The sequence below is a fragment of the Stenotrophomonas sp. Ps181 genome, assembly GCF_025697425.1.
GTDB classification, from domain to species: Bacteria; Pseudomonadota; Gammaproteobacteria; order Xanthomonadales; family Xanthomonadaceae; genus Stenotrophomonas; species Stenotrophomonas sepilia.
This window is the reverse complement of sequence record NZ_JAHWBI010000009.1, coordinates 39,673-64,622: the sequence shown is the minus strand read 5'-3', so window position 1 is coordinate 64,622 and position 24,950 is coordinate 39,673. Positions and strand designations below refer to the sequence as shown.

The following is a 24,950-nucleotide window of genomic DNA, read 5'->3' as shown; positions in this document are numbered from 1 at the left end:
GCCGCATGGATGCGGGCGACCAAGCCCCCATGGACGGGTTCACGGCGTCCCCTGCCATCGGACGCACCCCGCCATCCCACGGATAGCCTGCTGCTGATGCTTCGGCAGGTGCAGGGCGCAGCCCTGCCGCACTCCCCTCTTCCAACATGTGAAGGCCGCGCGGTGACGAGCACACCGCCCCTTCGGCTAACATTCGTCCATGCCGCACACCACCACGACTCCGCCCGCATTGCAGGATGGCGACCTGCTGGCCGCCATCGACCTTGGCTCCAACAGTTTCCACATGGTCATCGCGCGCTATACGCTCGGCCAGCTGCGGGTGATCGACCGCCTGCGCGAGACGGTGCGCATGGCCGATGGCCTGGATGGCAAGGGGGGTCTCTCTTCCGCTGCACGCCAACGTGCACTGGAATGCCTGGCCCGCTTCGGCCAGCGCATCCGCAATGTGCCGCCGCACCGGGTGCGCGCGCTGGCCACCAACACCGTGCGCCAGCTGCGCTCGCCGCAGTCGTTCCTGGTACCGGCCGAAACCGCACTGGGGCATGCCATCGAAGTGGTCAGTGGGCGCGAAGAAGCGCGCCTGATCTACCTGGGCGTGGCCCACGCGCAACCGCCCAAGCCCGGGCAGCGCCGGCTGGTGATCGACATCGGCGGTGGCTCCACCGAGTTCATCATCGGCATGGGCATGCAGACCCTGGAGCGCGAAAGCCTGCAGGCCGGCTGCATCGCCAGCACCCGGCGCTTTTTTCCCGGCGGCAAGCTGAGCAAGAAGCGCTGGAAGGACGCGCTGGCCGAGATTGGCCGCGAGTTCCAGCCTTTCGCCAGCAAGTACCGCGCGCTGGGCTGGCAGGAAGCGCTGGGCTCTTCGGGCACGCACAAGGCGATAAGCGAGATCTGCGCGACGATGAAGCTGAGCAAGGGCGCCATCACCGCCGAGGCCCTGCCGCAGCTGCGCGATGAACTGCTCAAGGCCAAGAAGATCGACGACATCCAGCTGCCGGGCCTGTCCAGCGACCGCCGCCCGATCATCGCCGGCGGCATCCTGGTGCTGGAAGCGGCCTTCCAGGCGCTGGGCCTGCAGAAGCTGCTGGTCAGCAAGGCGGCGATGCGCGAAGGCATCCTGTATGACATCGTCGGCCGCGCCGGCGAAAACGACCTGCGTGACGAATCGGTGGCTGCACTGAGCCAGCGCTACGGTATCGATACCGTCCAAGCCGAGCGCGTGCAGGACACCGCGCTGTCCCTGCTGGAACAGGTGCAGGAGCGCTGGAGGCTCGATGCCGACGATGCGCGCATGCTCGGCTGGGCCGCGCGCCTGCACGAGCTGGGCCTGATGATCGCGCACAGCGGCTACCACGTGCATGGCAGCTATGTGCTGGAACACTCGGATATCGCCGGCTTCTCGCGCCAGGAGCAGCAGATGCTGGCGGCGCTGGTGCGCAGCCACCGCCGCAGCGTGGCCAAGACCGCCTTCGACGCCCTGCCCGAACGCCTGCTGCTGACCGCGCGCCGGCTCGCGGCGCTGCTGCGGCTGGCGGTGCTGCTCAACCGCGCCCACGAAGACGATCCGCTGCCGGCGCTGGAACTGACCGCCGACGATAACCGGCTGTCGCTGATCGTGCCGCAGGCGTTCATCGATGCCCGTCCGCTGCTGCGCGCGGACCTGATCGGCGAGACCGATGGCATCGCCGGGCTGGGCATCCAGTTCCGTCCGTTCGTGGCCTGAATACGCCGTCCGCTGTTGTCCACAGGACAACTGGGGTGACGAATCTCCCACTCCCACTTTGCGCAGTCTGGCGGTTTTTTGTGCTGCTTCGCAACACAACGGCGCGCTGTGGGCAATCGCTGCCATCACGTAAGCGCCTGCTTTTGTTCACGTTTTGTGAAGGCTGGCGCGGCCGCGTGACATAAATTGATACGAACCCTTTACAGAGTATTAACTAACGAGACTACTATCGGGTCGCCGGCTCGGTCATCAACCCAGCTGGCTCCTTCGACGCCCACTTTGGCGTCCTGTGCACGACCTGAGAGAGAGAGCTCGCCATGACTTCACGCACCACCGCACTGGGGCAGGCCATCCGCTACGCCCTGGCTACCACTGCAGCGCTGGCGGCGCTGCCCGCGTTTGCCCAGGAAGGCAGCAACGCCAACCCGACCAACCTCGACCGCATCGAGATCACCGGCTCGCGCATCCGCCAGGTGGACGTGGAAACCGCACAGCCGGTGTTCGCGATCAGCCGCAACGACATCGAAAAGCAGGGTTTCAGCTCGGTTGCCGACATCCTGCAGAACGTCACCGCCATGGGCAGCCCGACCATCAGCCGCGCCAATGCGCTGACCGCAGGCGAGAACGCGGGCGGCACCTACATCGACATGCGCAACCTGGGCACCCAGCGCACCCTGGTGCTGGTCAACGGCAAGCGCCTGGGCATCAGCACGTCCGGCTACCAGGACATCTCCACCCTGCCGGTGTCCGCCGTGGAACGCATCGAGGTGCTGAAGGACGGCGCCTCTGCGATCTATGGCTCCGACGCCATGGCCGGCGTGGTGAACATCATCACCCGTTCCAATGTCACCGGTGTGACTGCCAACGTCTACCACGGCCAGTACAGCCAGGGCGACGGCGCGCGTGACCGCTTCGACGTGGTCGCCGGCTGGAGCAACGATCGCGTGTCGTTGACCCTGTCCGCCGAGCATGCCGAAGAGAAGGGCGTGTGGGCGCGCGATCGCGGCTTCAGCAAGTACGGCATGACCGATCGCCATCCGTACGACAGCAGCAACTGGACCACGATCAGCCAGTACGGCCAGTTCACCGGTCTGCGCGGCCCGGGCTGTACCGCCACTGCGGGCTGCGGCTATTCCCTCAACCGCGGCGCGGATCCCACCAACCCGGCCAATTACCACCTCACCGATAGCACGCCGTTCACCGGTGACGTGAGCAACGCCAACGACCAGATGCACGTGATGTATCCGGTCAAGCGCGACTCGGTCTATTTCGACGGCCGCTTCAAGATCACCGACAACGTCAACTTCCGCACCGAGCTGGGCTACAACCAGCGTGAGTCCACCCGCCAGATCGCGGGCTATCCGCTGCAGTCGAGCACCGCCGGTGTCGGCTCGATGTCGATCAACAGCTACTTCAATCCGTTCGGCCGCCAGCACGGGTATGCCACCCCGACCGCCGTGGCCTGGAACCGCCGCACCTGGGAGGTGCCGCGCGTGACCACCAGCGAGCTGAAGACCTACCGCGCGGTGGCGTCGTTCGACGGTTCGTTCGAGATCGGCAGCCGCTACTTCGACTGGGAAGTGGGCTACCAGTACAACCGCAATGAACTGGAATCGGTGGCGACCGGCAACCTGCACAAGGGTCGCGTCGCTGGCGGCGTCGGCCCGTCGTTCTACAACGCCGCCACCGGCAAGGTGCAGTGCGGCACCGCCGCTGCACCGATCTCCTATGACGTGTGCAAGCCGTGGAACCCGCTGGTGCCGTACGGCACGACGGCGGCCGATGGCCTGTACGGCAACGAAGAACTGCAGGCGTGGCTGTTCCCGGAAGAGATCACCAAGGGCCGCACCACCTCCAAGAACTTCTTTGCCAACATCGCTGGCAGCATCGTGACCCTGCCGGCTGGCGACCTGGGCTTCGCGTTCGGCGTGGAAAGCCGCAAGGAAGAAGGCAAGTACACCCCGGATGCCCTGGCCCAGACCGGCGCGACCACCAACCTGGCCGCAGGCCCGACCGGCGGTGACTACACCGTCAACGAGGCCTACCTGGAAGTGAACGTTCCGGTGCTGGCCGACCTGCCGGGCGCGAAGGAACTGACCTTCAATGGCGCAACCCGCTTCTCGGACTACAACACCTTCGGCAACACGCTCAACAGCAAGTTCGGCTTCAAGTGGAAGCCGATCGACTCGCTGATGGTGCGTGGCACCTGGGCCGAGGGCTTCCGTGCACCGACCATCAGCGACCTGTTCGGCGGTGGTTCGGAGACCTTCGCGCAGTTCAGCGATCCGTGCGACACCCGCTTCGGTTCCTCGGCCTCCAGCGCGGAAGTCCGTGCACGTTGCGCACGCGACATCGCCAATGCGAATACCTTCCGCCAGCTGCGCCAGGGTGGCACCCCGGTGAACACGTCGACGGACGCGACGCCGGTGCCGTTCACCTCCGGGTCCAACCCGCTGCTGACGCCGGAAACCTCGACCAGCAAGACCCTGGGCCTGGTCTGGAGCCCGAGCTTCATCCAGGGCTTCAACGCCTCGCTGGACTGGTGGAAGATCCGCATCGACAACACGATCATCGCCGACACGCCGACCCAGATCCTGCAGGACTGCTACGAGTCGGGTATCGAAGCGCGCTGCTCGCGCTTCCAGCGTGATCCGGTGACCGGCATCGTGACCAATCTGAAGTTCGGCAACCGCAATGCGGGCTTCATGGAAACCGAAGGCTACGACCTGGATGTGAGCTACCGTCTGGACACCCGGTTCGGCAAGTTCAACGTGAACTCGGCCACCACCTACGTATCCAGTGCCACCTACCGCACCTCCAACGACAACTCGATCGTCCCGATCGTCACCAACGGCATCGGCAGCGCCTTCCGCGTCCGTTCCAACCTGGTGCTGGGCTACGAGCGGGGCAACTTCGGCGCGAGCTGGACCGCGCGTTACTATTCGGGCGTGAAGGAAACCTGCTCGAACATCGCGCTGTACCCGGACGAGTGCTCGGATCCGGGTGTGTACGCACCGTGGTACAAGGGCGCACGCAACTACAACGAGCGCGGCGCGGTCACCTTCCACGACGTGCAGGTGCGTTACTCGCTGCCGTGGGATGCCACCGTGTCGGTCGGTGCCAACAACGTGTTCGAGAAGTACGGCCCGGTCATGTACAGCAAGCCGAACTCGGCCTTCTCGTACTATGGTGGCTACGACATCGGCCGCTTCGTCTACATGAAGTACCAGCAGCGCTTCTGATCCATCGCGCTGTGACATGAAGCACCAGGACCACGGCCCTTCGGGGCCGTGGTTTTTTCTGTTGGCCGCAGCGCCGATGCGGTCGCCGGTGCCACCGTCATCTGGCGGTCGCAATGCGGTCATGTCGGCTACATCGCCAGGGCCGAGCATGCCGGAAACCGGGAGGCCCGCCATGCGCTATGCCATCGTCACCGAGACCTATCCGCCGGAAGTCAACGGCGTCGCCCTCACCGTACAGGGCCTGGAGCAGGGTCTGCGTGCAGCCGGACACGAGATCGACCTCGTCCGCCCCCGCCAGTCCACCGAAGCGCTGGATTCGGCACCCGGCACCTTGCTGGTTCCCGGCGCTGCCCTGCCCCGCTACCCCGGCCTGCGCTTCGGCCTGCCAGCCCCGATCCGGCTGGGCCGCCATTGGCAGAATCAGCGCCCTGATGCGGTCTACATCGCCACAGAAGGTCCACTCGGCTGGTCGGCACTGCGTACCGCACGCCGCCTCGGTATCCCGGTCGCCAGCGGCTTCCACACCCGCTTCGACGAGTACCTGCCCGACTATGGCGTGGCATGGCTGCAGGCCGCGGCCATGCGCTGGATGCGCCGCTTCCACAACCAGGCGGACGCTACCCTGGTGCCGACCCGCGAACTGCAGCAGTTCCTCGGCGAACAGGGCTTCGAACGCGTGCGTCTGCTGGCCCGTGCGGTGGACAGCCAGCAGTTCGATCCGGGCCGGCGCGATCCCGCGCTGCGCGAGGAATGGGGCGTGGATGGCAACGGCCTGGTGGCGATCCATGTCGGCCGCATCGCTGCCGAAAAGAACCTCGGCCTGGCGGTGAAGGCATTCCGCCGCCTGCAGCAGATCCGGCCCAAGGCACGCTTTGTATGGGTGGGTGACGGCCCGGCCCGCGAGAAGCTGGCACATGAAAATCCCGATTTCATCTTCTGTGGCATCCAGCGCGGCGATGCGCTGGCCCGCCACTTCGCCAGCGGCGATCTGTTCCTGTTCCCCAGCCGCAGCGAGACCTTCGGCAACGTGACTCTGGAAAGCATGGCCAGCGGCGTGGCCACCGTGGCCTTCGACTACGGCGCCGCGCGTGAGTACCTGCGCAACGGCGAGAACGGCGCAGCGGTGGACAGCGACGAGCAGTTCATCGAGGCCGCCGTGCAACTGGCCGCCGATGACGCGAAACGCCACGAACTGGGCGGCAATGCCGCGCGCGCGATGAAGCGATTGCATCCACAGCAGGTGGTGGCCGAGTTCGATGCGTTGCTGGCCGAGCTTGCGCAGTCGCGGAGGAGCGGCCATGCGCACCACGCCGCTTGAACTGCTGGCAGGGCGCGAGGCGCGCTTGTGCCGGCGGGCCAATCACTACTGCCGGCGCCGCCGCGTGCGCCGCCTGTTCTCGGTCATCAGCCGTCTCGGCGATGGCGTGTTCTGGTATGTGCTGATGGCCGCGCTGGTGGTGCTGGATGGCTTCGATGGCCTGCGCGCCTCGGTGCACATGGCCGCCACCGGCCTGGCCGCATTGCTGCTGTACAAGGGCCTCAAGCGCTGGACGCGGCGCCCGCGGCCTTACGCGGCCGATCTTCGCATCCGCGCCTGGGTGGCACCGCTGGACGAATTCAGCTTCCCCTCCGGGCACACCCTGCACGCAGTGTCGTTCACCATCGTGGCACTGGCCTACTACCCGTGGCTGGCGCCGCTGCTGGTGCCGTTCACCCTCGGTGTCGGGCTGTCGCGGGTGGTGCTGGGCCTGCACTATCCTTCCGACGTGCTCGCCGCCACGGGCATCGCCGTCCTGCTGGCTTCGGCCAGCCTGACCTGGCTGCCGCTGCCGGTGTAGCCCAGGGATCAGATCGCCTTTCCGCCGGAAAGGGATCCGACCCCGCCGCTCCCGCGGCGCTACCATCATCCTTGATGGCCTAGAATGCAGGCATGACCACGTTGTTCATTTCCGACCTGCACCTGGACCCCAGCCGTCCGGAGATCACCGACCTGTTCCTGCGCTTCCTGCGCGAGCAGGCGCCCGGCGCCGATGCGCTGTACATCCTCGGCGACCTGTTCGAGGCCTGGATCGGCGATGACACGCCCTCTCCGGCCGCTGATGCGGTGGCCGATGCGTTGAAGGTGCTGTCCGACGGCGGCGTGCCCGTTTACTTCATCCGCGGCAACCGCGATTTCCTGCTTGGTGAGGATTACGCGCGCCGTGCCGGCCTGCGCATCCTGCCCGACCCGTGCGTGATCGAGCTGTACGGCCGCCCGGTGCTGCTGCAGCATGGTGACCTGCTGTGCACCGATGACATCCCCTACCAGCAGTTCCGTGCACAGACCCGCGACCCGGTGTTCCAGGCGCAGTTCCTGTCGCAGCCGCTGGCCGCACGCATCGCCTTCGCGCAGAAGGCGCGCGAGGCCAGCCAGGCCCGCCAGTCGGAAATGAAGCAGGGCGATCGTGCACAGTTCGAAACCGTCACCGACGTGGCTCCGGCCGAAGTCGATGCCACCTTCGTCCGCCACGGCGTGGACACCATGATCCATGGCCATACCCACCGCCCGGCCATCCATACGCTGCAGGCCGGCGGCCGCGACCGCACCCGCATCGTGCTCGGCGACTGGTACGAACAGGGCTCGGTGCTGCGCGTGGATGCCAATGGCTGGTCGCTGGATACCCTGCCCCGCGGGTAATTCCCGCCGGCAGGAAATCCGCGGCCGCACAAGGCGGCCGCGGACAGTACAGACTCAGCGGAAGGCCGCGATGGTGGCCTTGGTGTTGACCAGCACGCGCTGGTTGTCGGCGGTACTGGCGTTGCCCATCGGGATGCCGTTGTAGCTGATGTTCGGGTTGGACCAATAGTTCAGGCGCGGGCAGCTGCGGGTGCAGTTGTAGGCCATGATCGTGCGCCAGCCGGTGCCGCTGGACGGCTCATAGCGGTAGCCGTGGCCATAGGCGTAGGGCGATGTGCTCGGGTCGGTGGCGATGTCATGCCGCGCGCTCTGCAGGTGGCCGATCTCATGCGCGAATGAGTAGTAGCCGGTCGCGCAATCCCAGTAGACCGCCGCGAACGCTGTCGACGCGGTCGAGCCGATCCCCGAGGCCAGGCCGCAGTAGGCACTGTTGTTGATCAGCAGCACGCCGACATCGGCCGCGGTGGTGTTGCGGCTGGTGTGGATGCTGTCCATGTAGCCGTCGCTGGTGCCACGGAAACGCGACAGGTCGGTGGTGAAGTTGCCGGACTCGCTGTAGTTGGTGGTCTCGTAACCGGCCAGTTGCAGCGTCAGGCCGACATTGCTGTTGCCGTAGCCCTGGTTGGACTCGGCCACCGCCAGCTGCACCAGCGACTGCATGTTGCCACCATAGGCGGCGACGGCGGCATTGGTCGCCACCACCAGCACACGGATGGTCGCCGGCGTACCGGACGAAGCCTGCGCGATGCCGATGCGATCGTTGTTGCCCATCGGGATCTTCGGCAGCTGGTTGTAGTCGGCCGGATGGTCGGCCGGCATCCGCGATTCATCCACTTCCACCAGCACGTGGCGGTTGCCCAACGGGCGCAGGCGATACAGCTTTCCCTCCTTGCGGATCGAGCCGGTGATGGTGTCGCCCGAGCGCACCAGGATCAGCGAATTGCCGGGGTCGTCCTGGCCGTTGGAGGTGGCCGCGGTCAGCTTGTCCGATGGCGAACGAAACTGGCCGTACCAGATGCTGCCGCCATCGGGCAGTGCTTCGACCTTGCTGCGCACCGCCTGCACCCGCTGGCCGAGCAGTTCGAATTCCAGCTGCGGTTGTGCAGTGGCGGCTGCATCGACACGCACTTCCTGTACCGTCGCCGTGGACGGGGTGGCCAGCAGCTTGCCCAGTGCGGACTCGCTGTTTGCCGATGCGCGGCTGATGACCGTCACCGGCTCGAACAACGGTGCCGCATGCGCGGCCGCTGCCACCGACAAACCCAACACCAGGCCACCTGCCGCTTTGCCAATCGATCTGGACAACATTGCGTCGCTCCTTGAATGATGTGAACAGCGTTGATGCAGCACGACCCGGTTTGCCGGGTTCGGCCATATGGCCTGCGCGGGGCGTGTGAATTCAATAGGCGAGAGAAGTGAAAATCAGGATTTGTGATCGACCGCATCTGGGTTAAGTAAGGTCAAAAGCGTCACTACACATCGCCAATACACCGCTTTCACGCTACCGTGACGCAGCCACGACGGGGAATGCACATGGCACCATCGCTGGACACGGACGAAGATGTCGGCTTGCTGCGGATCGGGCTGTTCTTCGATGGCACCCGCAACAACGCACACAACCTGGCCCGTGGCAGGCCCCAGCCGCCGCAGCCGCGCCCGGCGCAGCTGCGTGCGGATGACGATTCGACCTACCAGAGCCGGTTGACCAGCAGCTACGACAATGGCCTGACCAACATCGCCCGCCTGCAGCAGCTGTACCCGGACAGCCGCAGCGGGACATCGGCGCGCCCCTCCCTGTCGATCTACGTGGAAGGTGTCGGTACCCGCAATGACGCCGACGACGACCTGATCGGACTGGCGTTCGGCATTGGCGCCAGCGGTGTGCGCGCCAAAGTGCAGCGGGCGCTGCAGGTGCTGCTGCCGGCGGCACTGAGTGCACTCGCTACGCGCTGGCAGCGACCACTGCGTGGCGTGCAGCTGGATCTGTTCGGCTTTTCACGGGGTGCGGCCGCCGCGCGCGATGTGGCCAACCAGTTGCAGGCCTGGGATCGCACCCGCTGGCGGCAGCTGTTGCAGGCCGCTGGCCTGTCCTGCACAACGGACTTCGCCCCGGCCGATCCGCCGCTGCGCTTCATCGGCCTGTTCGACACGGTGGTTGCGGTCAGCGGTGGCCGTGCCGACGAACAACCTCATCTCGCGCTGCATGCAGGCGTTGCCAGGCAGGTGCTGCAACTGAGCGCGCGTGACGAGCATCGCCAGCACTATCCATTGACCAGCGTGGCGCCAGCGTTCACCGAGATCGCCCTGCCCGGCGTACACGCCAACATCGGCGGCGGCTACAACCAGCTCGAAGAAGGGCCCAAGCTGCTCAGTCGCCCGCGCCGGCAGCTGCTGCGCCGCCCGAGCGTGGCCGAGTACCAGACGCCACCGCTGGCGATCCTGCAGGCGACCACGGCCTACGCCGAGTCACAGGCCGATGCCGAGCGCTGGCGGCAGCAGTTGGGCCTGGACGAAAGAGAAGTCTGGGTGGATGTCTGGCACCAGTGGCAGCAACAGCGTCGCGCCGGCAGCCGCAGCGTACTGCTGTCACCGGTGCTGTACGTGACGGCCGCCGTGGTGTTGCGCCGGCGCATCGACTGGCGCTACCAGCTGATCGCGCTTCAGGTGATGCAGCAGCATGCCATCGATGCCGGCGTGCAATGGACGGCCAATGCCAACGCAGTCCCCGGTTGGGAGCTGCCGTCCGCCCTGCAACCCATCGCACGACGACTGGTGGCCGGACAGCCACTGACGCAAACCCAGGAGGCGCTGTTGCGGCGGCGTTACCTGATGCAGTCGGCGCACTGGAACTTCGACGCGCTGGGCGACACCGCACTGACCTACGCTGCCGACGCCGGCGTCAGCGAGCTGCCGTACCGGCCCGGCCCCGGCCTGTTCTACATCAACCGGCCCACCGTGGATGGCAAGCGCGTGGTGCTGCCCAACGCATGAAAAAGGGGACGGAGGGGATTAAGTCGTTTGTGCCACAAACGACTTAATCCCCTCCGTCCCCTTTTCTTCAACCGGCCTGTTCGACCAGGTTGGCCAGCTCATCGGCGTCGAAGCCGGCCAGCAGGCGCGCTTCCATGTTGAACGGCCCATGCAGGTAGCCGCCGGCGTACTCCACCAGCAGCTCCTTGAAACGCGCGCGCGGCTCCACACCGGCGCGGTCGCAGTACCAGCGATACCAGCGCGAACCGGCGGCAACATGCGCCACTTCCTCACGCAGGATCACCTCCAGTACATCGGCGGTTTCGCCATCACCGACATTGCGCAGCTTCTCGATCATGCCCGGGGTGACGTCCAGGCCGCGCGCTTCCAGCACGCGCGGTACCAGGGCCATGCGCGCCAGGCCGTCATGCGCGGTCTTTTCGCACATTTCCCACAGACCGTTGTGCGCGGGGAAATCAGCATAGTCGTGGCCATGCACCTGCAGGCGTTCGCGCAGCAGCATGAAATGCCGCGATTCGTCATCGGCACAGCTGACCCAATCGGCGTGGAACGCCGACGGCAGGCCCCGGAACCGGTACACCGCGTCCCAGGCCAGGTCGATCGCGTTGAGCTCGATATGGGCGATGGCGTGGATGAAGGCAGCCCGCCCTTCCACGCCGCCCAGTCCACGCCGTGGCACCTCGCGCGGATGCACCAGCACCAGTCGTCCCGGACGCCCCGGCATGCAGATCGGATCCGGCGGCGGCGCATCCGCGGCCACCTTCAGGCGACCGGCACGGAACGCGGCCGCATACGCCTGGGTCAATGCGACCTTGCGCAGCGGATCGGCTTCAGCCAGGCACTGCTGCGCAGCACGCAGCAGGTCGCCACCAACGTCGGGCACATCCACCACGCCTGATCCTCAGGCGCGGCGCTTGTGCTTGGCATCGTCCGAACGCAACTGCTGGATGCGCTCGAAGTAGCCCGGCTCGATACCGGTCGGGTAGTGGCCGTTGAAGCAGGACGAATCGAAGCTGCGCAGCGCCGGGTTGCCTTCGCTCACCGCCGCTTCCATGTCTTCCAGGTCCTGGTAGATCAGCCAGTCGCAGCCCAGGTGGGCCTCGATCTCTTCCACCGTGCGGTTGTGCGCGACCAGCTCTTCGGCCGCCGGCATGTCGATGCCGTAGATGTTCGGGTAGCGCACCGGCGGCGCGGCGCTGGCCAGGTAGACCTTGCGCGCGCCGGCATCACGGGCCATCTGCACGATCTGCTGGCTGGTGGTGCCACGCACGATCGAATCGTCCACCAGCAGCACCACGCGGTTGCGGAACTCCAGGTGGATCGGGTTGAGCTTGCGGCGCACCGACTTCACGCGTTCACCCTGCCCCGGCATGATGAAGGTGCGGCCGATGTAGCGGTTCTTGATGAAGCCTTCGCGGTACTTCACCCCAAGCACATTGGAGATCTCCAGCGCGGCATCGCGCGAGGTATCCGGGATCGGGATGATGGTGTCGATGTCGTGGTCCGGGCGCAGGCGCAGGATCTTCTCGCCCAGCTTGATGCCCATGCGCATGCGCGCCTTGTGCACCGAGACGTTGTCGATCATCGAATCCGGGCGCGCGAAGTACACGTATTCGAAGATGCACGGGGTGTGCTCGGCCGGCTCGGCGCAGATTTCCGAGAACAGCTCGCCGCGCGCGGTGATCACCAGCGCTTCGCCCGGCTGCACGTCACGCACGCGCTGGAAACCCAGTACGTCCAGTGCCGCCGACTCGGACGCCACGATGTACTCGTCGCCTTCTGCATGGCTGCGCTTGCCCAGCACCAGCGGACGGATGCCATGCGGATCGCGGAAGGCCACCAGGCCCAGGCCCAGCACCACGCTGACCACTGCATAGCCGCCCTTGCAGCGGCGGTGCACGCCGGCCACCGCGCGGATCGCGGCTTCCGGGCTGAGCTGGCGCTGCTGCTCCAGTTCGTAGGCGAACACGTTCAACAGCACTTCGCTGTCCGAATCGGTGTTGACGTTGCGACGGTCCTGTTCGAACACCTGCTGGCGCAGCGCCTCGGTGTTGATCAGGTTGCCGTTGTGGGCCAGCGCGATGCCGTACGGCGAATTCACGTAGAACGGCTGTGCCTCGTCCATGCCTTCCGAACCTGCCGTCGGATAGCGCACGTGCGCGATGCCGACGCTGCCTTCCAGCGTGGACATGGTGCGGGCGTCGAACACATCGCGGACCAGGCCGGTGGCTTTCTGCACCCGCAGGCGGCTGCCATTGGCGGTGGCGATACCTGCCGCGTCCTGGCCGCGGTGCTGGAGAACGGTCAAGCCGTCATACAACTGCCCGGCGACGTTCTGGTTGCCGACGATTCCGACGATGCCACACATGGTGCGAGGTCTCCGCTGGGCTGTGCCCAGTTACAAGGAAGGTGGCCGTACCTGGCCGCGGTGGTCGCCGCGCCTGCGGTCGACATTGGCCGGATCGTCCGGCTCGATACTGTCCGGCAGTGCTGGGGCGTCCGGGCGCACTTCGGCCGGATCGTATGCATCGCCCTGTTCCGCTTTCGCGGGCCGCAGCCATCCGCCGCCCGCCACTACCTGGTTGAGGATGCCATTATCGCCTGCCGCGCCCGGCTTTCCCAACCCGGCGCCTGCGTTCTTCCCCAATTCCATCAATGCAGATGGGGACAGCATGTCGGTCGGCAAGGTCTTGGGCAGCATGTCGGCGCCGGGGACCTGCCAGCGCGGCAGCTTCCCGTTCATCCAGGCCACGGCCGGATTCAGCACCGGGCGAACCGCCGAGCGCTTCCAGGAGGGCTCGGCGGTCAACGGGGTGAAGCCGGCCAGCAGCACCAGGATCGCCGCGATCAGGCCACCACGCACGGCCCCCAGTACACCGCCCAGCAACCGGTCCAGGCTGGTCAGCATGCTGCGGTGGATCATCGCCTTGATGACCATGCCGATCACCGCGACCACGATCATCACGCCAATGCCCACGCCCAGGTAGCCGCCGACGAAATGTTCGCCGCCAGGTGCGGCGGGCGCCGCCCACCAGCGCGCGGCATCGTTGCCGAAGGCGAAGGCCGCCCACGCGGCCAACAGCCACGACAACGTGCCGATGACGATTCCCACGAAGCCACGCAGCATCCCGAGCAGCGTCGAGGCAGCGATCACGATCAGCAGCACCACGTCGATCATGGCGCCCCGCTCCTTCGGCGGCGCTGGCAACGGGCCTGCGCGTCGGTCATGGGTGCGGTCGGACCATGCCGGCGACGCCAACCTTGGCGGCGACCTGCGCCTTCAGCTGTTCGGCGTCAGCCCGGTTGGCGACCGGTCCGACACGGACGCGATGCAGGGTGCCCTTGTCCGTACGCACCTGCTCGACGAAGGCGCTGAAGCCGGCAGCACGGACCTTGTCACGCAGCGCATTGGCATCGCTGGCTTGGCCGAACGCGCCCAGCTGCACGGCGAAGCCGACGCCGCTGGCCGCCGGTGCAGCCGGCGTGGTCGGCGCCGTCGCCGGCTTGCTGGCGGTGGCCTCCGGCTTCGGCTCGGGCTTCGGGGTTTCGGGCTTCGGGGCCGGCTTCGGCGGCTCGGGCTTGGCCGCCGGAGTGGCCGTCGCAGTCGGCGTACTCGGCGGCAGGCTTTCGCTGCGCACCGGGTTGCTGCTGGCGGACGGCGAGGTGGCTGCGGACGGGGTGCTGGCACTCGGCGTAGCCGGTGCCGGGGTAGCTGCCACCGGGGCGCTGCTGCCCGTTGCGGCATCCAGGGTGATCACTTCGGCCTTCACATCGGCGCGGATCTTCACCGCCTGCAGCCGGGCCGCCTCGGCCTGTGCGCGGTCGCCATACGGCCCCACGCGCACACGCCATGCCTGACGGCCATTGATGGTAGTCGCTTCTGCGAAGCCCGGCAGCTGCGAGCGCTGCAGGTAGGCGATCACCGCATCGGCGTCGGCCTTGCTGCCGTATGCGCCGAAAGTGACGGCGTAGTTGCCGGCGGCAACCGCCGGGGACGTGTCCACGGTCGGCGGCGTGGCCGGCGTGGCGGCCTCCTGCAACGGCTTGGCCTGCCCGGTCTGCAGGCCGGTAGCCCCACCGGCCGGAGCCACCAGCGGCAGTTCACGGGTTTCGAACTGGCCATCGGCCGGTGCATCCGGCGCGGCGATCGGCACCGAGGCCACGCCGCTGTCCGGTGCAGGCCCCTTGACCAGCATCGGCAGGAAAATCACGGCCAGTGCAACCAGCACGATGGCACCAATCAGACGCTGTTTCAGAGGCGTATCCACGTGAGGCGGCAACTGTCCGGAGGTTGCGGTCGATTATACGGGTGCCGGACCGGACGGCGTCGGGATTGGCTGAACGTGGCTCAGGCGCTGCCCTGCAACCACTGCAATGCGGCGGCAGCGGTATGGAAGGAGCCAAATACCAGTACGCGGTCACCGCGCTCGGCCCGGGCCAGTACCTGCGCCAGCGCCTGTTCGACCGAAGCGGCCAGCTGCGCGCCGCCAGCAGCGGTCTCGGCCAGGCGCGCCTGCAACTGGGCGGCACTCTGGCCACGCGGGCCGTCCAGGCCGGCAAGGGTCCATTCGGCAACCACGCCCTGCAATGCCTGCACCACACCCACCGCGTCCTTGTCCTGCAATGCGGCATACACCGCCAAGGTGCGCCCGGCCGACGCCTCGGCCTTCAGCGCGCGCGCCAGCTGCCCCGCCGCCTGCGGGTTGTGCCCGACATCGACGCGGATCTGCACACCGCCACGCTCGAACGCCTGCAGGCGGCCCGGAATGCGCGCCGCCGCGATACCGGCGGCCCACGCCGCGCGCGGCACCGGCTTGTCCAGCGCGCGCAGCGCGGCGATGGCCGCACCGGCGTTGGCCAGCTGGATCGGGCCGGCCAGCGCCGGGGTCGGCAGTTCCATGCGCAGGCCGACATCGCGCCAGCGCCAGCGTTGGGCGTCGATCGGCTCGTAGAAGTAATCGCTGCCGCCGCGGATCGCGTTGGCACCGACCAGGTAGGCACGCGCGAGCACGCTCGAGGGCGGGTCGGTCTCGCCCAGGATCACCGGCTTCCAGCCGCGGATGATGCCGGCCTTCTCGGTGCCGATCGCCTCGCGGTCCTCGCCCAGCCACTCGGCGTGGTCGATGTCCACGGTGGTGATCACCGCCACGTCGGCGTCGACGATGTTGACCGCATCCAGGCGGCCGCCCAGGCCCACTTCCAGCACTGCCAGGTCCAGCCCGGCGTCGGCGAACAGCTGCAGCGCAGCCAGCGTGCCGTACTCGAAATAGGTCAGCGTGGTCTCGCCACGCGCGGCCTCGACCGCACTGAACGCAGCGACCAGCGCGGCATCGTCCACGTCCTGGCCGCCGATGCGCACGCGCTCGTTGTAGCGAAGCAGGTGCGGCGAGGTGTACGCGCCGACCTTCCAGCCGGCGGCGCGTGCAATGGCTTCGATGAAGGCCACGGTGGAGCCCTTGCCGTTGGTGCCACCGACCACGATGGTGCGCTTGGCCGGCGCCCCCAGGCCCATCGCCGTGGCCACGGCGCGCACGCGCTCCAGGCCCATGTCGATGCTCGCCGGGTGCTGGCGTTCAATGTAGTCCAGCCAGTCGGCCAGGGTGGTCGGGGTGTTCGTCACGGCAGCGGTTCCAGCAGAAGCAGTTGGTGCGAGGGGATCGATCAGAGTGCGCGGTGCTTGGCTTCGCCGAAGAACGGCGTGTGGTGGGCGCAGTCGTTCAGGCGCACCACTTCCAGGCTGTCAAGGTCGGCGCCTTCGAGCAGGTTGAGCGTGGTCGGTGCCTGGCGGAAGGTCCACAGGCGGGAGATCGGCAGGCCCAGCACCTTGCACAGGATCACGCGGTTCACCGCGTCATGGGCGACCACCAGCAGGGTGTCGTGCTCGCCGAGGCCGTCGGTGGCGCGGGCCAGGCCACGCCAGCTGCGCTCCAGCACCAGGCGCAGTGATTCGCCGCCGGGCATCAGCACGGTATCGGGCTCCTCGCGCCAGGCCTGCAGGCGCGACGGATCCTTCTCATGGATCTCGCTGGCCAGCAGCCCTTCCCATTCGCCGTGGGCGATCTCCTGCAGTTCCGGCTCGGTCAGCAGCATGTCGGCACGGGCGGCGCCAAGCGCCAGCTGCGCGGTGCGCTGCGCGCGCGACAGCGGCGAGGCGACGGCACGGGTGATGTCGACCGAGGCCAGGCGCGCACCCAGTGCCTGGGCCTGGGCTTCGCCGATCGGCGAAAGCGGGATGTCGATCTGGCCCTGATAGCGGCCTTCGGCGTTCCACGGCGTTTCACCGTGGCGGGCAAGCAGGATGCGCATGCGTGCAAGGGGTCCTGGGGGGAGGAGGTTCCCGCGTTTCGTTCACATCCTGTGAAGTGCGCGGAACACGGATGATACCTGTTCGGCGCGCCGGGTCGGTGCGGGCAGCAAAAAACCCCGCGACGTGGGTCGCGGGGTTTCGGGGTCTCCGGCTATCTGGTCGAGGTTGCCGGCCAGCGGCCGGCACTACCTCACTTTGCCAGGTTCAGTTCCTTCAGCAGCTGCGGCGCCGGCGCCACTTCCTGCATGATCCACTGCATGTAGCGGCTGTCGACGGCGATCATGCGGGTCATCACCGGGTCGAACACCCAGTTGGAGCTGACCGATTCCCAGTTGCCATCGAAGGCCAGGCCGACCAGCCTGCCGTTGGCGTCCAGCACCGGCGAACCCGAGTTGCCGCCGGTGATGTCCAGGTTGGACAGGAAGTTCACCGGCACCGAACCAATGCGCTTGTCTTCCAGGCCGCCGTAGCGCTTGGCCTTGACCGCATCGAGCAGCGCCTTCGGCGAGTCGAACGGATCTTCACCGGTTTCCTTCGCTGCCACGCCTTCCAGGGTGGTGAACGGGGTGTACTTCACGCCGTCCTTGCCGTAGCCCATGACGTTGCCGAAGGTGATGCGCAGCGACAGGTTGGCGTCCGGGTAGACGAACTCGCCCTGGCTCTTCTTGTAGTCGGCCACGGCCTGCAGGTACAGCGGACGCGCGGTCAGCGATTCGCCTTCGCGGATCTTCTTCTGCTCTTCCTGCTTCAGCAGTGCCGGCATGACAGCCACGGCGTACTGGATGGCCGGATCGCTGCTGGCTTCAAATGCGGCACGGTCGGCCTTGAACCATTTCAGGCGTGCGTCCAGGCTGCCGAGCTCGGTGCCCGACAGCTTGCCCACCAGCGCCTTGACTGCGTTGGCATCGCTGCCGGCCAGCCACTTGTTCAGCACTTCATTGTCGCGCTGCGCGGCCGGCAGGGCCACGTACTGCTCCAGCCAGTAGGCCTGCAGCTGCTGGTCCATCTTCGCCACATAGCGGCGGTCCATCTGCTTCAGGCCACCTTCAATGGTGGTCAGGTCGCGCTCCTGGTAACCGGCTTCGCGTTCGGCATCCGGCTTGCTGCGCTCGATCGACAGGCGGTACAGGGTGATCGCCGCGCCAACGGCCGAGGTGTTGTTGAACTGGCCGACGAACAGGTCGCGTTCGCGGGTCGACTTGCTGGTATCCAGATGCTTGAGCAGCTGTGCGTGTGCGGCCAGCGCCGGCTTGCCGGCCGCGCCCTGCTTCTTCAGCCACGCCAGCACGGCGGCCTCTTCAGCCTGTTTCTGGCCGGCGGCGTCGATGCGCTTGAAGCCTTCCAGCTGGCCCAGGTAGTTCTTGGCCACGTTGTTCATGCTGGCGGCGGTGGCGGCGTACTTCACCTTGACGTCGGCGTCGGCCTTGCCGGCGTCGGCGATCATCTTCAGCACGGCGTTGTAGTGCTTGGCGATGGTCGGGTAGGTGAAGCTGGCGGTTTCGTTGAACTCACCGGCCAGCGCGTAGCGGTTGGTGCGGCCCGGGTAGCCGGCCACCATCACGAAGTCGTCGGCGCCCAGCGGCTGGTCGGCGAACTTCAGGAAGTGCTTGGGCTGGTACGGCACGTTGTCGGCGGCGAAGGCGGCCGGCTTGCCGTCCTTGCCGACGTAGGCGCGGTAGAACGAGAAATCGCCGGTGTGGCGCGGCCACATCCAGTTGTCGACGTCGCCGCCGAACTTGCCGACGCTGCCCGGGGGCGCGTAGACCAGGCGCACGTCCTTGATTTCCATGTTGCGGAACAGGCGATAGGTGTTGCCGCCGGAGAAGCTGTACAGGCGGCAGCGGAAACCGGCATCGGCCTCACAGGCGGCAACCTGGGCCTTGTCGAAGGCGTCCAGCGCGCGGCTGCGGGCCAACGGGTCATTGCCGGCGGCGGCGATGGCGGCCTTGGCCTGGGCGGTGACGTCGGTGATCTGGTCGAGCACGAACACGCGGGCGTTCGGGCCGGCGCTCAGTTCGTCCTTCAGGGTCGGCGCGTTGAAGCCGTCCTTGATCAGGTTCTTCTGCGCGGTCGAATTCAGCTGGATGGCGCCATACGCGCAATGGTGGTTGGTGACCACCAGACCCTGCGGCGAGACGAAGCTGGCGGTGCAGCCGCCGAGGGCGACGACCGCGCCCATCGGGTCGCCGGTCAGGTTGGACAGCTGCTGCGGGGACAGCTTCAGGCCGGCCTTCTGCAGCGGGCCGGCGATTTCCGGCAGCTGCTGCGGCACCCACATGCCTTCAGCGGCATGGGCGACCTGGGCCAGCCCGAGGCTGGCGACGATGGAGAATGCAAGCAGGTTCGAGCGCATGGAGCAGCCCCTGGTAGTGGAACCCTCGATTGTAGCCCGCCGCCCTGCCCCGGCCCGAACCCCGGAAGTCATGGGCCTGCTTCTTGCTCTGCCACGCGCACGTCGGCCGCGCACATGGAATCGTCCAGAGGGGGCGTGGTCACCCTGGCCGGGACCGTTGGCGCCATGGATGGCGCCATCGAGCACCATGGATGGGCTTTTGCGTGTCCCGGCCAGGGTGACCACGCGCCCTCCCCCGGAATCAAGGAGGCGCTGCTGTTTGCGGCACGTTCGAAACGCCCGCCGGCGCACGCCTTTCGTTCCGCCAAAGCACCCGCAGCGCAACATGGGAATTCCGCCCGGCACCCTATAATCCGCGCTTTCCCCCTGATGAGTTCCACCCCGATGGCGCAGCAAACGATGAAGGCCCTGGTCAAGCGCGAAGCAGCCAAGGGCATCTGGATGGAAGAGGTTCCGGTGCCGACTCCGGGCCCCAACCAAGTGTTGATCAAGCTCGAGAAGACCGCGATCTGCGGTACCGACCTGCACATCTACCTGTGGGACGAGTGGAGCCAGCGCACGATCAAGCCGGGCCTGACCATCGGCCATGAATTCGTCGGCCGCATTGCCGAGATCGGCCCGGGCGTGACCGGCTACGAGATCGGCCAGCGCGTCTCGGCCGAAGGCCACATCGTCTGCGGCCACTGCCGCAACTGCCGTGGCGGCCGCCCGCACCTGTGCCCGAACACCGTCGGCATCGGCGTCAACGTCAATGGTGCCTTCGCCGAATACATGGTGATGCCGGCCAGCAACCTGTGGCCGATCCCGGACCAGATCCCGTCGGAGCTGGCCGCGTTCTTCGACCCGTACGGCAACGCTGCGCACTGCGCACTGGAATTCGACGTGATCGGTGAGGACGTGCTGATCACCGGCGCGGGCCCGATCGGCATCATCGCTGCCGGCATCTGCAAGCACATCGGTGCGCGCAACGTGGTGGTGACCGACGTCAACGACTTCCGCCTGAAGCTGGCCGCCGACATGGGCGCCACCCGCGTGGTCAACGTCGCCAACCAGTCGCTGAAGGACGTGATGAAGGAACTGCACATGGAGGGCTTCGATGTGGGCCTGGAAATGAGCGGCAACCCGCGTGCGTTCAACGACATGCTCGACTGCATGTACCACGGTGGCAAGATCGCCATGCTGGGCATCATGCCCAAGGGTGCAGGCTGCGACTGGGACAAGATCATCTTCAAGGGCCTGACCGTGCAGGGCATCTACGGTCGCAAGATGTACGAGACCTGGTACAAGATGACCCAGCTGGTGCTGTCCGGCTTCCCGCTCGGCAAGGTGATGACCCACCAGCTGCCGATCGACGACTTCCAGAAGGGGTTCGACCTGATGGAAGAAGGCAAGGCCGGCAAGGTCGTGCTCAGCTGGAATTGACCCGAAGGGTCAATTCCCCCGCATGTTTCCTTATCCCCGCGCCTTTGGCGCGCCCCCTTGAACAACAAGGGGGCTCTTCCCCAGATGGGATCAAGAACGCTGCGGAATTGAAAAAGGCGCCCTATGGGCGCCTTTTTCTTTGGTGTTGCCGGCCAGCGGCCGGCACTACCCGTAACGCCTGCGGCGTTACTTGCCCACGGCCACGGTCAGCAGCACCCGGCTGTGTGCCAGCTTGCCCGAGTTGTCACGGCCATTGCCGTCGGTACCGTAGTAGCCCAGGCCGACGTTGAACAGGCCGAACTGGCGTTCGACGCCGACGTTCCAGTCGGTGTAGTCCTTGGCGATGCCGTCCTCGAAGGTGCTGCGGCCGACGTTGGCATTCAGGGTGAAGTCCTTCGGCAGGCCCCAGCTGCCGCCCAGGCCGAAGTACCAGCCATCGGTGCTGCTGTTCCAGACATCGTTGGTGTAGGCCACCGTCAGCTTGTAGGTCTCATCCAGCGTGGTGGTGGTGATCAGCTCGTTGTAGTTCAGCTCGCTGGCACCGAGGTAGGTGTAGCGGTTCAGCAGCGCGTCGAAATTGACGCGGGGCGTGACGTCGACGCCGTAGCCGATCTGGTAGTCGACCTCGGTGCTCGGGTCGCCCGGACCGAAGTCGACGCCCGAACCCCAGACACCGGCATACAAGCCGACCGGCGAGGTGTAGGTGAAACCGGCCTGCAGGGTCGGCTTTTCGTCGGTCTGCGACACACCACGGAACAGGTAATCGGAAACGGCGGTGACGTTCCAGCTGTACGGCGATTCGTTTTCCTGGGCACTGGCGGCGAACGGGGCAGCCAGGGTCAAGGCAGCGACAATGGCGAGGCAGGCACGGGCGTGCTTCATGAGCGTCTCCGGTGGGGGCGGTGGCGTGGAAGGCCGAGGGCGGGCGTATCGGCCGGAACGGACAGCTCCGGTTCACGAATTCTTAACCAGTTTGCTATTGCGATGCAACATGTGCCGGCCGTGGCGATGCCCCGGCCGCGCCGGTTGGCAAGCGGCGATGCCCGGTAGAATCGGCGGTTTCCCGTTCAGAGCCGTGCCCACGCCATGACCGACGCCTCTTCCGCCCTGACCCGCCACTATGCCGAGGAACTGGACGCCATCCGCGCCCAGGGCCTGTTCAAGTCCGAGCGGATCATCACCAGCCCGCAGTCGGCCGAGATCACCCTCGACGACGGCCGCAAGGTGCTGAATTTCTGTGCCAACAACTACCTGGGACTGGCCGACCATCCGGACCTGATCCAGGCCGCCAAGGACGCACTCGATACCCACGGCTTCGGCATGGCCTCGGTGCGCTTCATCTGCGGCACGCAGGACCTGCACAAGCAGCTGGAAAAGCAGATCGCCGACTTCTTCGGCAAGCAGGACACCATCCTGTACGCGGCCTGCTTCGATGCCAACGGCGGCCTGTTCGAGCCGCTGCTTGGCGAGAACGACGCGATCATTTCCGATGCACTGAACCATGCTTCGATCATCGACGGCGTGCGTCTGTGCAAGGCCAAGCGCTTCCGCTACGCCAACTGTGACATGGCCGATCTGGAAGCCCAGCTGCAGGCCGCCGATGCCGCAGGCTGCAAGACCAAGCTGATCACCACCGACGGCGTGTTCTCGATGGACGGCTTCATCGCGCCGCTGGACGAGATCACCGCGCTGGCAAAGAAGTACAACGCCCTGGTGCACATCGATGAATGCCACGCCACCGGCTTCCTCGGTGCCACCGGCCGCGGCTCGGCCGAGGTCAAGGGCGTGCTGGAGAAGATCGACATCATCACCGGCACTCTGGGCAAGGCCATGGGTGGCGCACTGGGCGGCTTCACCTGCGCCAGCGCCGAAGTGATCGAACTGCTGCGCCAGCGCTCACGCCCGTACCTGTTCTCCAACTCGCTGCCGCCGCACGTGGTGGCCGCCGGCATCAAGGCATTCGAAATGCTGGCTGCCGCTGACGACCTGCGCAGCACCCTGGCCGAGAACACCGCCTACTTCCGCGAGAAGATGACCGCCGCCGGTTTCGACGTGAAGCCGGGCGTGCATCCGATCAGCCCGGTGATGCTGTATGACGCACCGTTGGCGCAGAAGTTCGCCGAGCGCCTGCTCGAGGAAGGCATCTACGCGATCGGCTTCTTCTTCCCGGTGGTGCCCAAGGGCCAGGCCCGCATCCGTACCCAGATCAGCGCTGCGCACAGCCGCGAGCACCTGGACCGGGCGATCGACGCCTTCACCCGCATCGGTGTCGAACTGGGCGTGGTCAAGGGCTGATCATGGCCGGGGTCGGATCCCTTTCCGCAGGAAAGGGCTCTGCCCCACCCGGTCAGAGCGTGCCGACCAAGGTCGGCACCTACCGCAGCCTGATGGCGTGCCGACCAAGGTCGGCACCCACTGGCGTCACTTCTTTTTCTTCTTGCCCTTCGGCTCGTCCTTGCTGGCCACCACCACCGGCTTGGCGGCGGCATCCTGGCCATTGCCCTTGGCTACGCGGATACCGTTGGCCTTCATCCAGGCATCGAACTCATCGGCGGTCATCTTCTTGTCGCCGTCGCTCATCAGGAAGCGGTAACTGCCGCGACCATCCAGCTCCGGGGTCTTCACTTCCACCACCGGGGTCTCGGCAGGCGTTTCCGCCTTGGCCACCTTCTTGTGGCCGCCGCAGGCGGTCAGCAGCACCATCGGCAGCAGCAGGCCTGCACAGCGCAGGGTTTGATTGAGGGTCGGGTGGTACATGGCAGGCTCCGTTCGGGAATGTCGACAGCCAGGCGCCCCCTACGCCTGGAACGGCGGCCGGCAACTGCCGGCCACGGGCGATGATCAGCCCGGTGCAGCGGCCCCCAGCCGCTGCTGGTCGCTGACCTGCAGAACCCGCCACTGGCCCTTGCCGAGATCGCCGAGCAGCAGCCCACCGATCGCGACCCGGACCAGGCGCAGCACCTGCAGGTCGAAGGCCGCCAACAGGCGGCGGATATGGCGGTTGCGGCCCTCGTCGAGGACCACCTCCAGCCATGCGGTCTTGTCGCCACTGCGCAGTACGCGCACGGCACGGGCGGCGAGGAAATCCCCCTCATCCTCCACCCCGGTCTGCAGTGCCGCCAGGGTGGCGTCATCGGGCAGACGATCCACCTGCACGTGATAGGTCTTCTGCGGGCCGGTCTCCGGATCGGTCAGGTGCGCCGCCCACTGGGGATCATTGCTGAACAACAGCAAGCCTTCGCTGGCCTTGTCCAGGCGCCCGACCGGCGCGATCCACGGCAGGCCGGCACCGTCGAAGCAGCGATACACGGTGTCGCGACCACGCTCGTCCTGCGCCGTGGTCACCACCCCGCGCGGCTTGTTGAGCATCAGGTACAGGCGCTGCGGCGCATCCATCGGCCGGCCATCGACTTCGATCGGTGGCACAGGCTGTCCAATCGGGAATTCGGGATCACGGACGATGCGGCCGGACACGCGCACGCGGCCCTCGGCAATCCAGCGCGCGGCCTCGCTGCGCGAGCACACACCCGCCTTGGACAGCACCCGCGCCAGGCCATGGCGCACGCCACTGGAGACATTCGGAGTCGCACACCCACGCGATGCGCGGGAGCGGGCGGCGGGGGCGGCAGGTGGGCGGCGCGTGCGCAAGCCTCTGCTCCCCGCGGCGCTTACTTCTTGTCGACCGGCTTGGTCTCAGCCGGTGCTTCGGCCGGGGCCGGAGTGGCGGCCGGAGCCGGACGCGCCTTGACCACGCGAACGCCGCGCGCCTTCATCCAGGCGTCGAACTCTTCGGCGGTCATGCGCTTGCCGTTCTGGCTCATGTCGAAGCGCCAGGGCGTGTTGTCGAATTCGGTCTGCGGCTTGTAGGCCGCCGGATCGTTCGGCTTCACCGCCGGTGCGCTCGGAATGGCCTTGGCGATGTTCTGGCAGCCGTCGATGCGCAGGCGCTGCAGCACCTGGTCCAGCGACTGCGACGGATCGTAGTTGCTGCTCAGCACACCGGCCGGCATGCCCAGCTGGTTGCCACGGATGTACAGCTCGTCGGCCACTGGCGCGATGGTCGTGGCCGGCAACGGCAGCGGCGAGGCGCTGGTGTTGACCGAGCAATCGACCGCAGCGTGGGCGGCGGGAACCAGGGCCAGCGCCAGGACGGCGGCCGATGCAGAGCGCAGCATGAGGGGCATCCACGGAAGGAAGTGACGCGGCGAGTTTAGCAATGCCGCGCCAGCTTT

20 protein-coding genes are annotated in these 24,950 nt (G+C 66.8%); 8 read left to right on the top strand and 12 right to left on the bottom strand.

Features of this window, described 5'->3' with window-relative positions; genetic code table 11:
• The first annotated feature begins 199 nt into the window (after positions 1–199).
• The 5 genes from ppx (at position 200) to lpxH (ending at position 7,645) form a co-directional block, all read left to right on the top strand.
• Positions 200–1,726, top strand: a complete 1,527-nt coding sequence (gene ppx, locus KXV01_RS18310; protein WP_049417419.1) for an exopolyphosphatase — start codon at positions 200–202, stop codon at positions 1,724–1,726.
• Positions 1,727–2,043: 317 nt separating this feature from the next.
• Positions 2,044–4,968 carry a TonB-dependent receptor gene (locus KXV01_RS18305; protein ID WP_049417418.1) on the top strand — a complete coding sequence of 975 codons (2,925 nt, stop codon included), beginning with the start codon at positions 2,044–2,046 and terminating at the stop codon, positions 4,966–4,968.
• Positions 4,969–5,140: 172 nt separating this feature from the next.
• Positions 5,141–6,286 (top strand): glycosyltransferase family 1 protein, encoded by a 1,146-nt coding sequence (locus KXV01_RS18300; RefSeq protein ID WP_049438746.1) that lies wholly within the window; start codon positions 5,141–5,143, stop codon positions 6,284–6,286.
• On the top strand, positions 6,267–6,806 hold the full coding sequence (locus tag KXV01_RS18295) for a phosphatase PAP2 family protein (RefSeq protein ID WP_049417416.1): 540 nt from the start codon (positions 6,267–6,269) through the stop codon (positions 6,804–6,806). The genes KXV01_RS18300 and KXV01_RS18295 overlap by 20 nt, the downstream gene beginning before the upstream one ends.
• Before the next feature lie 92 nt (positions 6,807–6,898).
• The gene (gene lpxH / locus KXV01_RS18290) at positions 6,899–7,645 is read left to right on the top strand and encodes a UDP-2,3-diacylglucosamine diphosphatase (RefSeq protein WP_099495919.1); all 747 of its coding nucleotides are present in this window, start codon (positions 6,899–6,901) and stop codon (positions 7,643–7,645) included.
• Positions 7,646–7,699: 54 nt separating this feature from the next.
• Here the strand turns inward: lpxH and KXV01_RS18285 are convergent, their stop codons facing one another.
• Positions 7,700–8,953 carry a M12 family metallo-peptidase gene (locus KXV01_RS18285; RefSeq protein WP_111097343.1) on the bottom strand — a complete coding sequence of 418 codons (1,254 nt, stop codon included), beginning with the start codon at positions 8,951–8,953 and terminating at the stop codon, positions 7,700–7,702.
• A 225-nt stretch (positions 8,954–9,178) separates the two neighbouring features.
• On the opposite strand from KXV01_RS18285, the gene KXV01_RS18280 reads away from it, so the two are divergent.
• Positions 9,179–10,636: a DUF2235 domain-containing protein gene (locus tag KXV01_RS18280; protein ID WP_111097344.1), complete on the top strand. Its 1,458-nt coding sequence runs from the start codon at positions 9,179–9,181 to the stop codon at positions 10,634–10,636.
• A gap of 67 nt (positions 10,637–10,703) precedes the next feature.
• Here KXV01_RS18280 and KXV01_RS18275 read toward each other — a convergent pair whose 3' ends face one another.
• From KXV01_RS18275 to KXV01_RS18245, 7 genes are all read right to left on the bottom strand, one after another.
• On the bottom strand, positions 10,704–11,528 hold the full coding sequence (locus KXV01_RS18275) for a ferritin-like domain-containing protein (protein WP_049414282.1): 825 nt from the start codon (positions 11,526–11,528) through the stop codon (positions 10,704–10,706).
• A gap of 9 nt (positions 11,529–11,537) precedes the next feature.
• A complete protein-coding gene (purF, locus tag KXV01_RS18270) occupies positions 11,538–13,004 on the bottom strand; it encodes an amidophosphoribosyltransferase (RefSeq protein WP_049414284.1) in 1,467 nt (488 codons plus the stop codon).
• A 30-nt stretch (positions 13,005–13,034) separates the two neighbouring features.
• On the bottom strand, positions 13,035–13,814 hold the full coding sequence (locus KXV01_RS18265; RefSeq protein ID WP_049440279.1) for a CvpA family protein: 780 nt from the start codon (positions 13,812–13,814) through the stop codon (positions 13,035–13,037).
• Between the two features lie 46 nt (positions 13,815–13,860).
• Entirely contained in the window at positions 13,861–14,904 is a 1,044-nt protein-coding gene (locus tag KXV01_RS18260; RefSeq protein WP_049414288.1) for an SPOR domain-containing protein, read from the bottom strand.
• Between the two features lie 80 nt (positions 14,905–14,984).
• Positions 14,985–16,256 carry a bifunctional tetrahydrofolate synthase/dihydrofolate synthase gene (gene folC / locus KXV01_RS18255; protein ID WP_100477634.1) on the bottom strand — a complete coding sequence of 424 codons (1,272 nt, stop codon included), beginning with the start codon at positions 16,254–16,256 and terminating at the stop codon, positions 14,985–14,987.
• Positions 16,257–16,297: 41 nt separating this feature from the next.
• A complete protein-coding gene (locus KXV01_RS18250) occupies positions 16,298–16,942 on the bottom strand; it encodes a histidine phosphatase family protein (protein WP_005415444.1) in 645 nt (214 codons plus the stop codon).
• A 191-nt stretch (positions 16,943–17,133) separates the two neighbouring features.
• Complete coding sequence (locus KXV01_RS18245) at positions 17,134–19,296, bottom strand: S46 family peptidase (protein ID WP_049414292.1); 2,163 nt, start codon at positions 19,294–19,296, stop codon at positions 17,134–17,136.
• Positions 19,297–19,695: 399 nt separating this feature from the next.
• On the opposite strand from KXV01_RS18245, the gene tdh reads away from it, so the two are divergent.
• The gene (gene tdh, locus KXV01_RS18240; protein WP_005415442.1) at positions 19,696–20,718 is read left to right on the top strand and encodes an L-threonine 3-dehydrogenase; all 1,023 of its coding nucleotides are present in this window, start codon (positions 19,696–19,698) and stop codon (positions 20,716–20,718) included.
• A 186-nt stretch (positions 20,719–20,904) separates the two neighbouring features.
• Here the strand turns inward: tdh and KXV01_RS18235 are convergent, their stop codons facing one another.
• A complete protein-coding gene (locus KXV01_RS18235; protein WP_049416821.1) occupies positions 20,905–21,600 on the bottom strand; it encodes a TorF family putative porin in 696 nt (231 codons plus the stop codon).
• Positions 21,601–21,804: 204 nt separating this feature from the next.
• Here KXV01_RS18235 and kbl point away from each other — a divergent pair, with 204 nt between their 5' ends.
• Positions 21,805–23,013, top strand: a complete 1,209-nt coding sequence (gene kbl, locus KXV01_RS18230; protein ID WP_005415440.1) for a glycine C-acetyltransferase — start codon at positions 21,805–21,807, stop codon at positions 23,011–23,013.
• Between the two features lie 126 nt (positions 23,014–23,139).
• Here the strand turns inward: kbl and KXV01_RS18225 are convergent, their stop codons facing one another.
• The 3 genes from KXV01_RS18225 to KXV01_RS18215 all read right to left on the bottom strand — a co-directional run bounded on the left by KXV01_RS18225 (position 23,140) and on the right by KXV01_RS18215 (position 24,893).
• Positions 23,140–23,475 (bottom strand): hypothetical protein, encoded by a 336-nt coding sequence (locus KXV01_RS18225; RefSeq protein ID WP_049438378.1) that lies wholly within the window; start codon positions 23,473–23,475, stop codon positions 23,140–23,142.
• A gap of 84 nt (positions 23,476–23,559) precedes the next feature.
• Complete coding sequence (locus KXV01_RS18220; protein WP_199170644.1) at positions 23,560–24,366, bottom strand: pseudouridine synthase; 807 nt, start codon at positions 24,364–24,366, stop codon at positions 23,560–23,562.
• Positions 24,367–24,386: 20 nt separating this feature from the next.
• Positions 24,387–24,893 carry a hypothetical protein gene (locus KXV01_RS18215; RefSeq protein ID WP_005408235.1) on the bottom strand — a complete coding sequence of 169 codons (507 nt, stop codon included), beginning with the start codon at positions 24,891–24,893 and terminating at the stop codon, positions 24,387–24,389.
• Positions 24,894–24,950: the final 57 nt, after the last annotated feature.

Excerpts from the sequence above, each read along its gene's own strand:
- KXV01_RS18265 (WP_049440279.1), bottom strand. The coding sequence starts at position 13,814 with ATGATCGACGTGGTGCTGCTGATCGTGATCGCTGCCTCGACGCTGCTC.
- kbl (WP_005415440.1), top strand. The coding sequence starts at position 21,805 with ATGACCGACGCCTCTTCCGCCCTGACCCGCCACTATGCCGAGGAACTG.
- purF (WP_049414284.1), bottom strand. The coding sequence starts at position 13,004 with ATGTGTGGCATCGTCGGAATCGTCGGCAACCAGAACGTCGCCGGGCAG.
- KXV01_RS18245 (WP_049414292.1), bottom strand. The coding sequence starts at position 19,296 with ATGCGCTCGAACCTGCTTGCATTCTCCATCGTCGCCAGCCTCGGGCTG.
- ppx (WP_049417419.1), top strand. The coding sequence starts at position 200 with ATGCCGCACACCACCACGACTCCGCCCGCATTGCAGGATGGCGACCTG.
- KXV01_RS18305 (WP_049417418.1), top strand. The coding sequence starts at position 2,044 with ATGACTTCACGCACCACCGCACTGGGGCAGGCCATCCGCTACGCCCTG.
- KXV01_RS18235 (WP_049416821.1), bottom strand. The coding sequence starts at position 21,600 with ATGAAGCACGCCCGTGCCTGCCTCGCCATTGTCGCTGCCTTGACCCTG.
- KXV01_RS18295 (WP_049417416.1), top strand. The coding sequence starts at position 6,267 with ATGCGCACCACGCCGCTTGAACTGCTGGCAGGGCGCGAGGCGCGCTTG.
- tdh (WP_005415442.1), top strand. The coding sequence starts at position 19,696 with ATGAAGGCCCTGGTCAAGCGCGAAGCAGCCAAGGGCATCTGGATGGAA.
- KXV01_RS18215 (WP_005408235.1), bottom strand. The coding sequence starts at position 24,893 with ATGCTGCGCTCTGCATCGGCCGCCGTCCTGGCGCTGGCCCTGGTTCCC.
- KXV01_RS18285 (WP_111097343.1), bottom strand. The coding sequence starts at position 8,953 with ATGTTGTCCAGATCGATTGGCAAAGCGGCAGGTGGCCTGGTGTTGGGT.
- lpxH (WP_099495919.1), top strand. The coding sequence starts at position 6,899 with ATGACCACGTTGTTCATTTCCGACCTGCACCTGGACCCCAGCCGTCCG.
- KXV01_RS18300 (WP_049438746.1), top strand. The coding sequence starts at position 5,141 with ATGCGCTATGCCATCGTCACCGAGACCTATCCGCCGGAAGTCAACGGC.
- KXV01_RS18225 (WP_049438378.1), bottom strand. The coding sequence starts at position 23,475 with ATGTACCACCCGACCCTCAATCAAACCCTGCGCTGTGCAGGCCTGCTG.
- KXV01_RS18280 (WP_111097344.1), top strand. The coding sequence starts at position 9,179 with ATGGCACCATCGCTGGACACGGACGAAGATGTCGGCTTGCTGCGGATC.
- KXV01_RS18250 (WP_005415444.1), bottom strand. The coding sequence starts at position 16,942 with ATGCGCATCCTGCTTGCCCGCCACGGTGAAACGCCGTGGAACGCCGAA.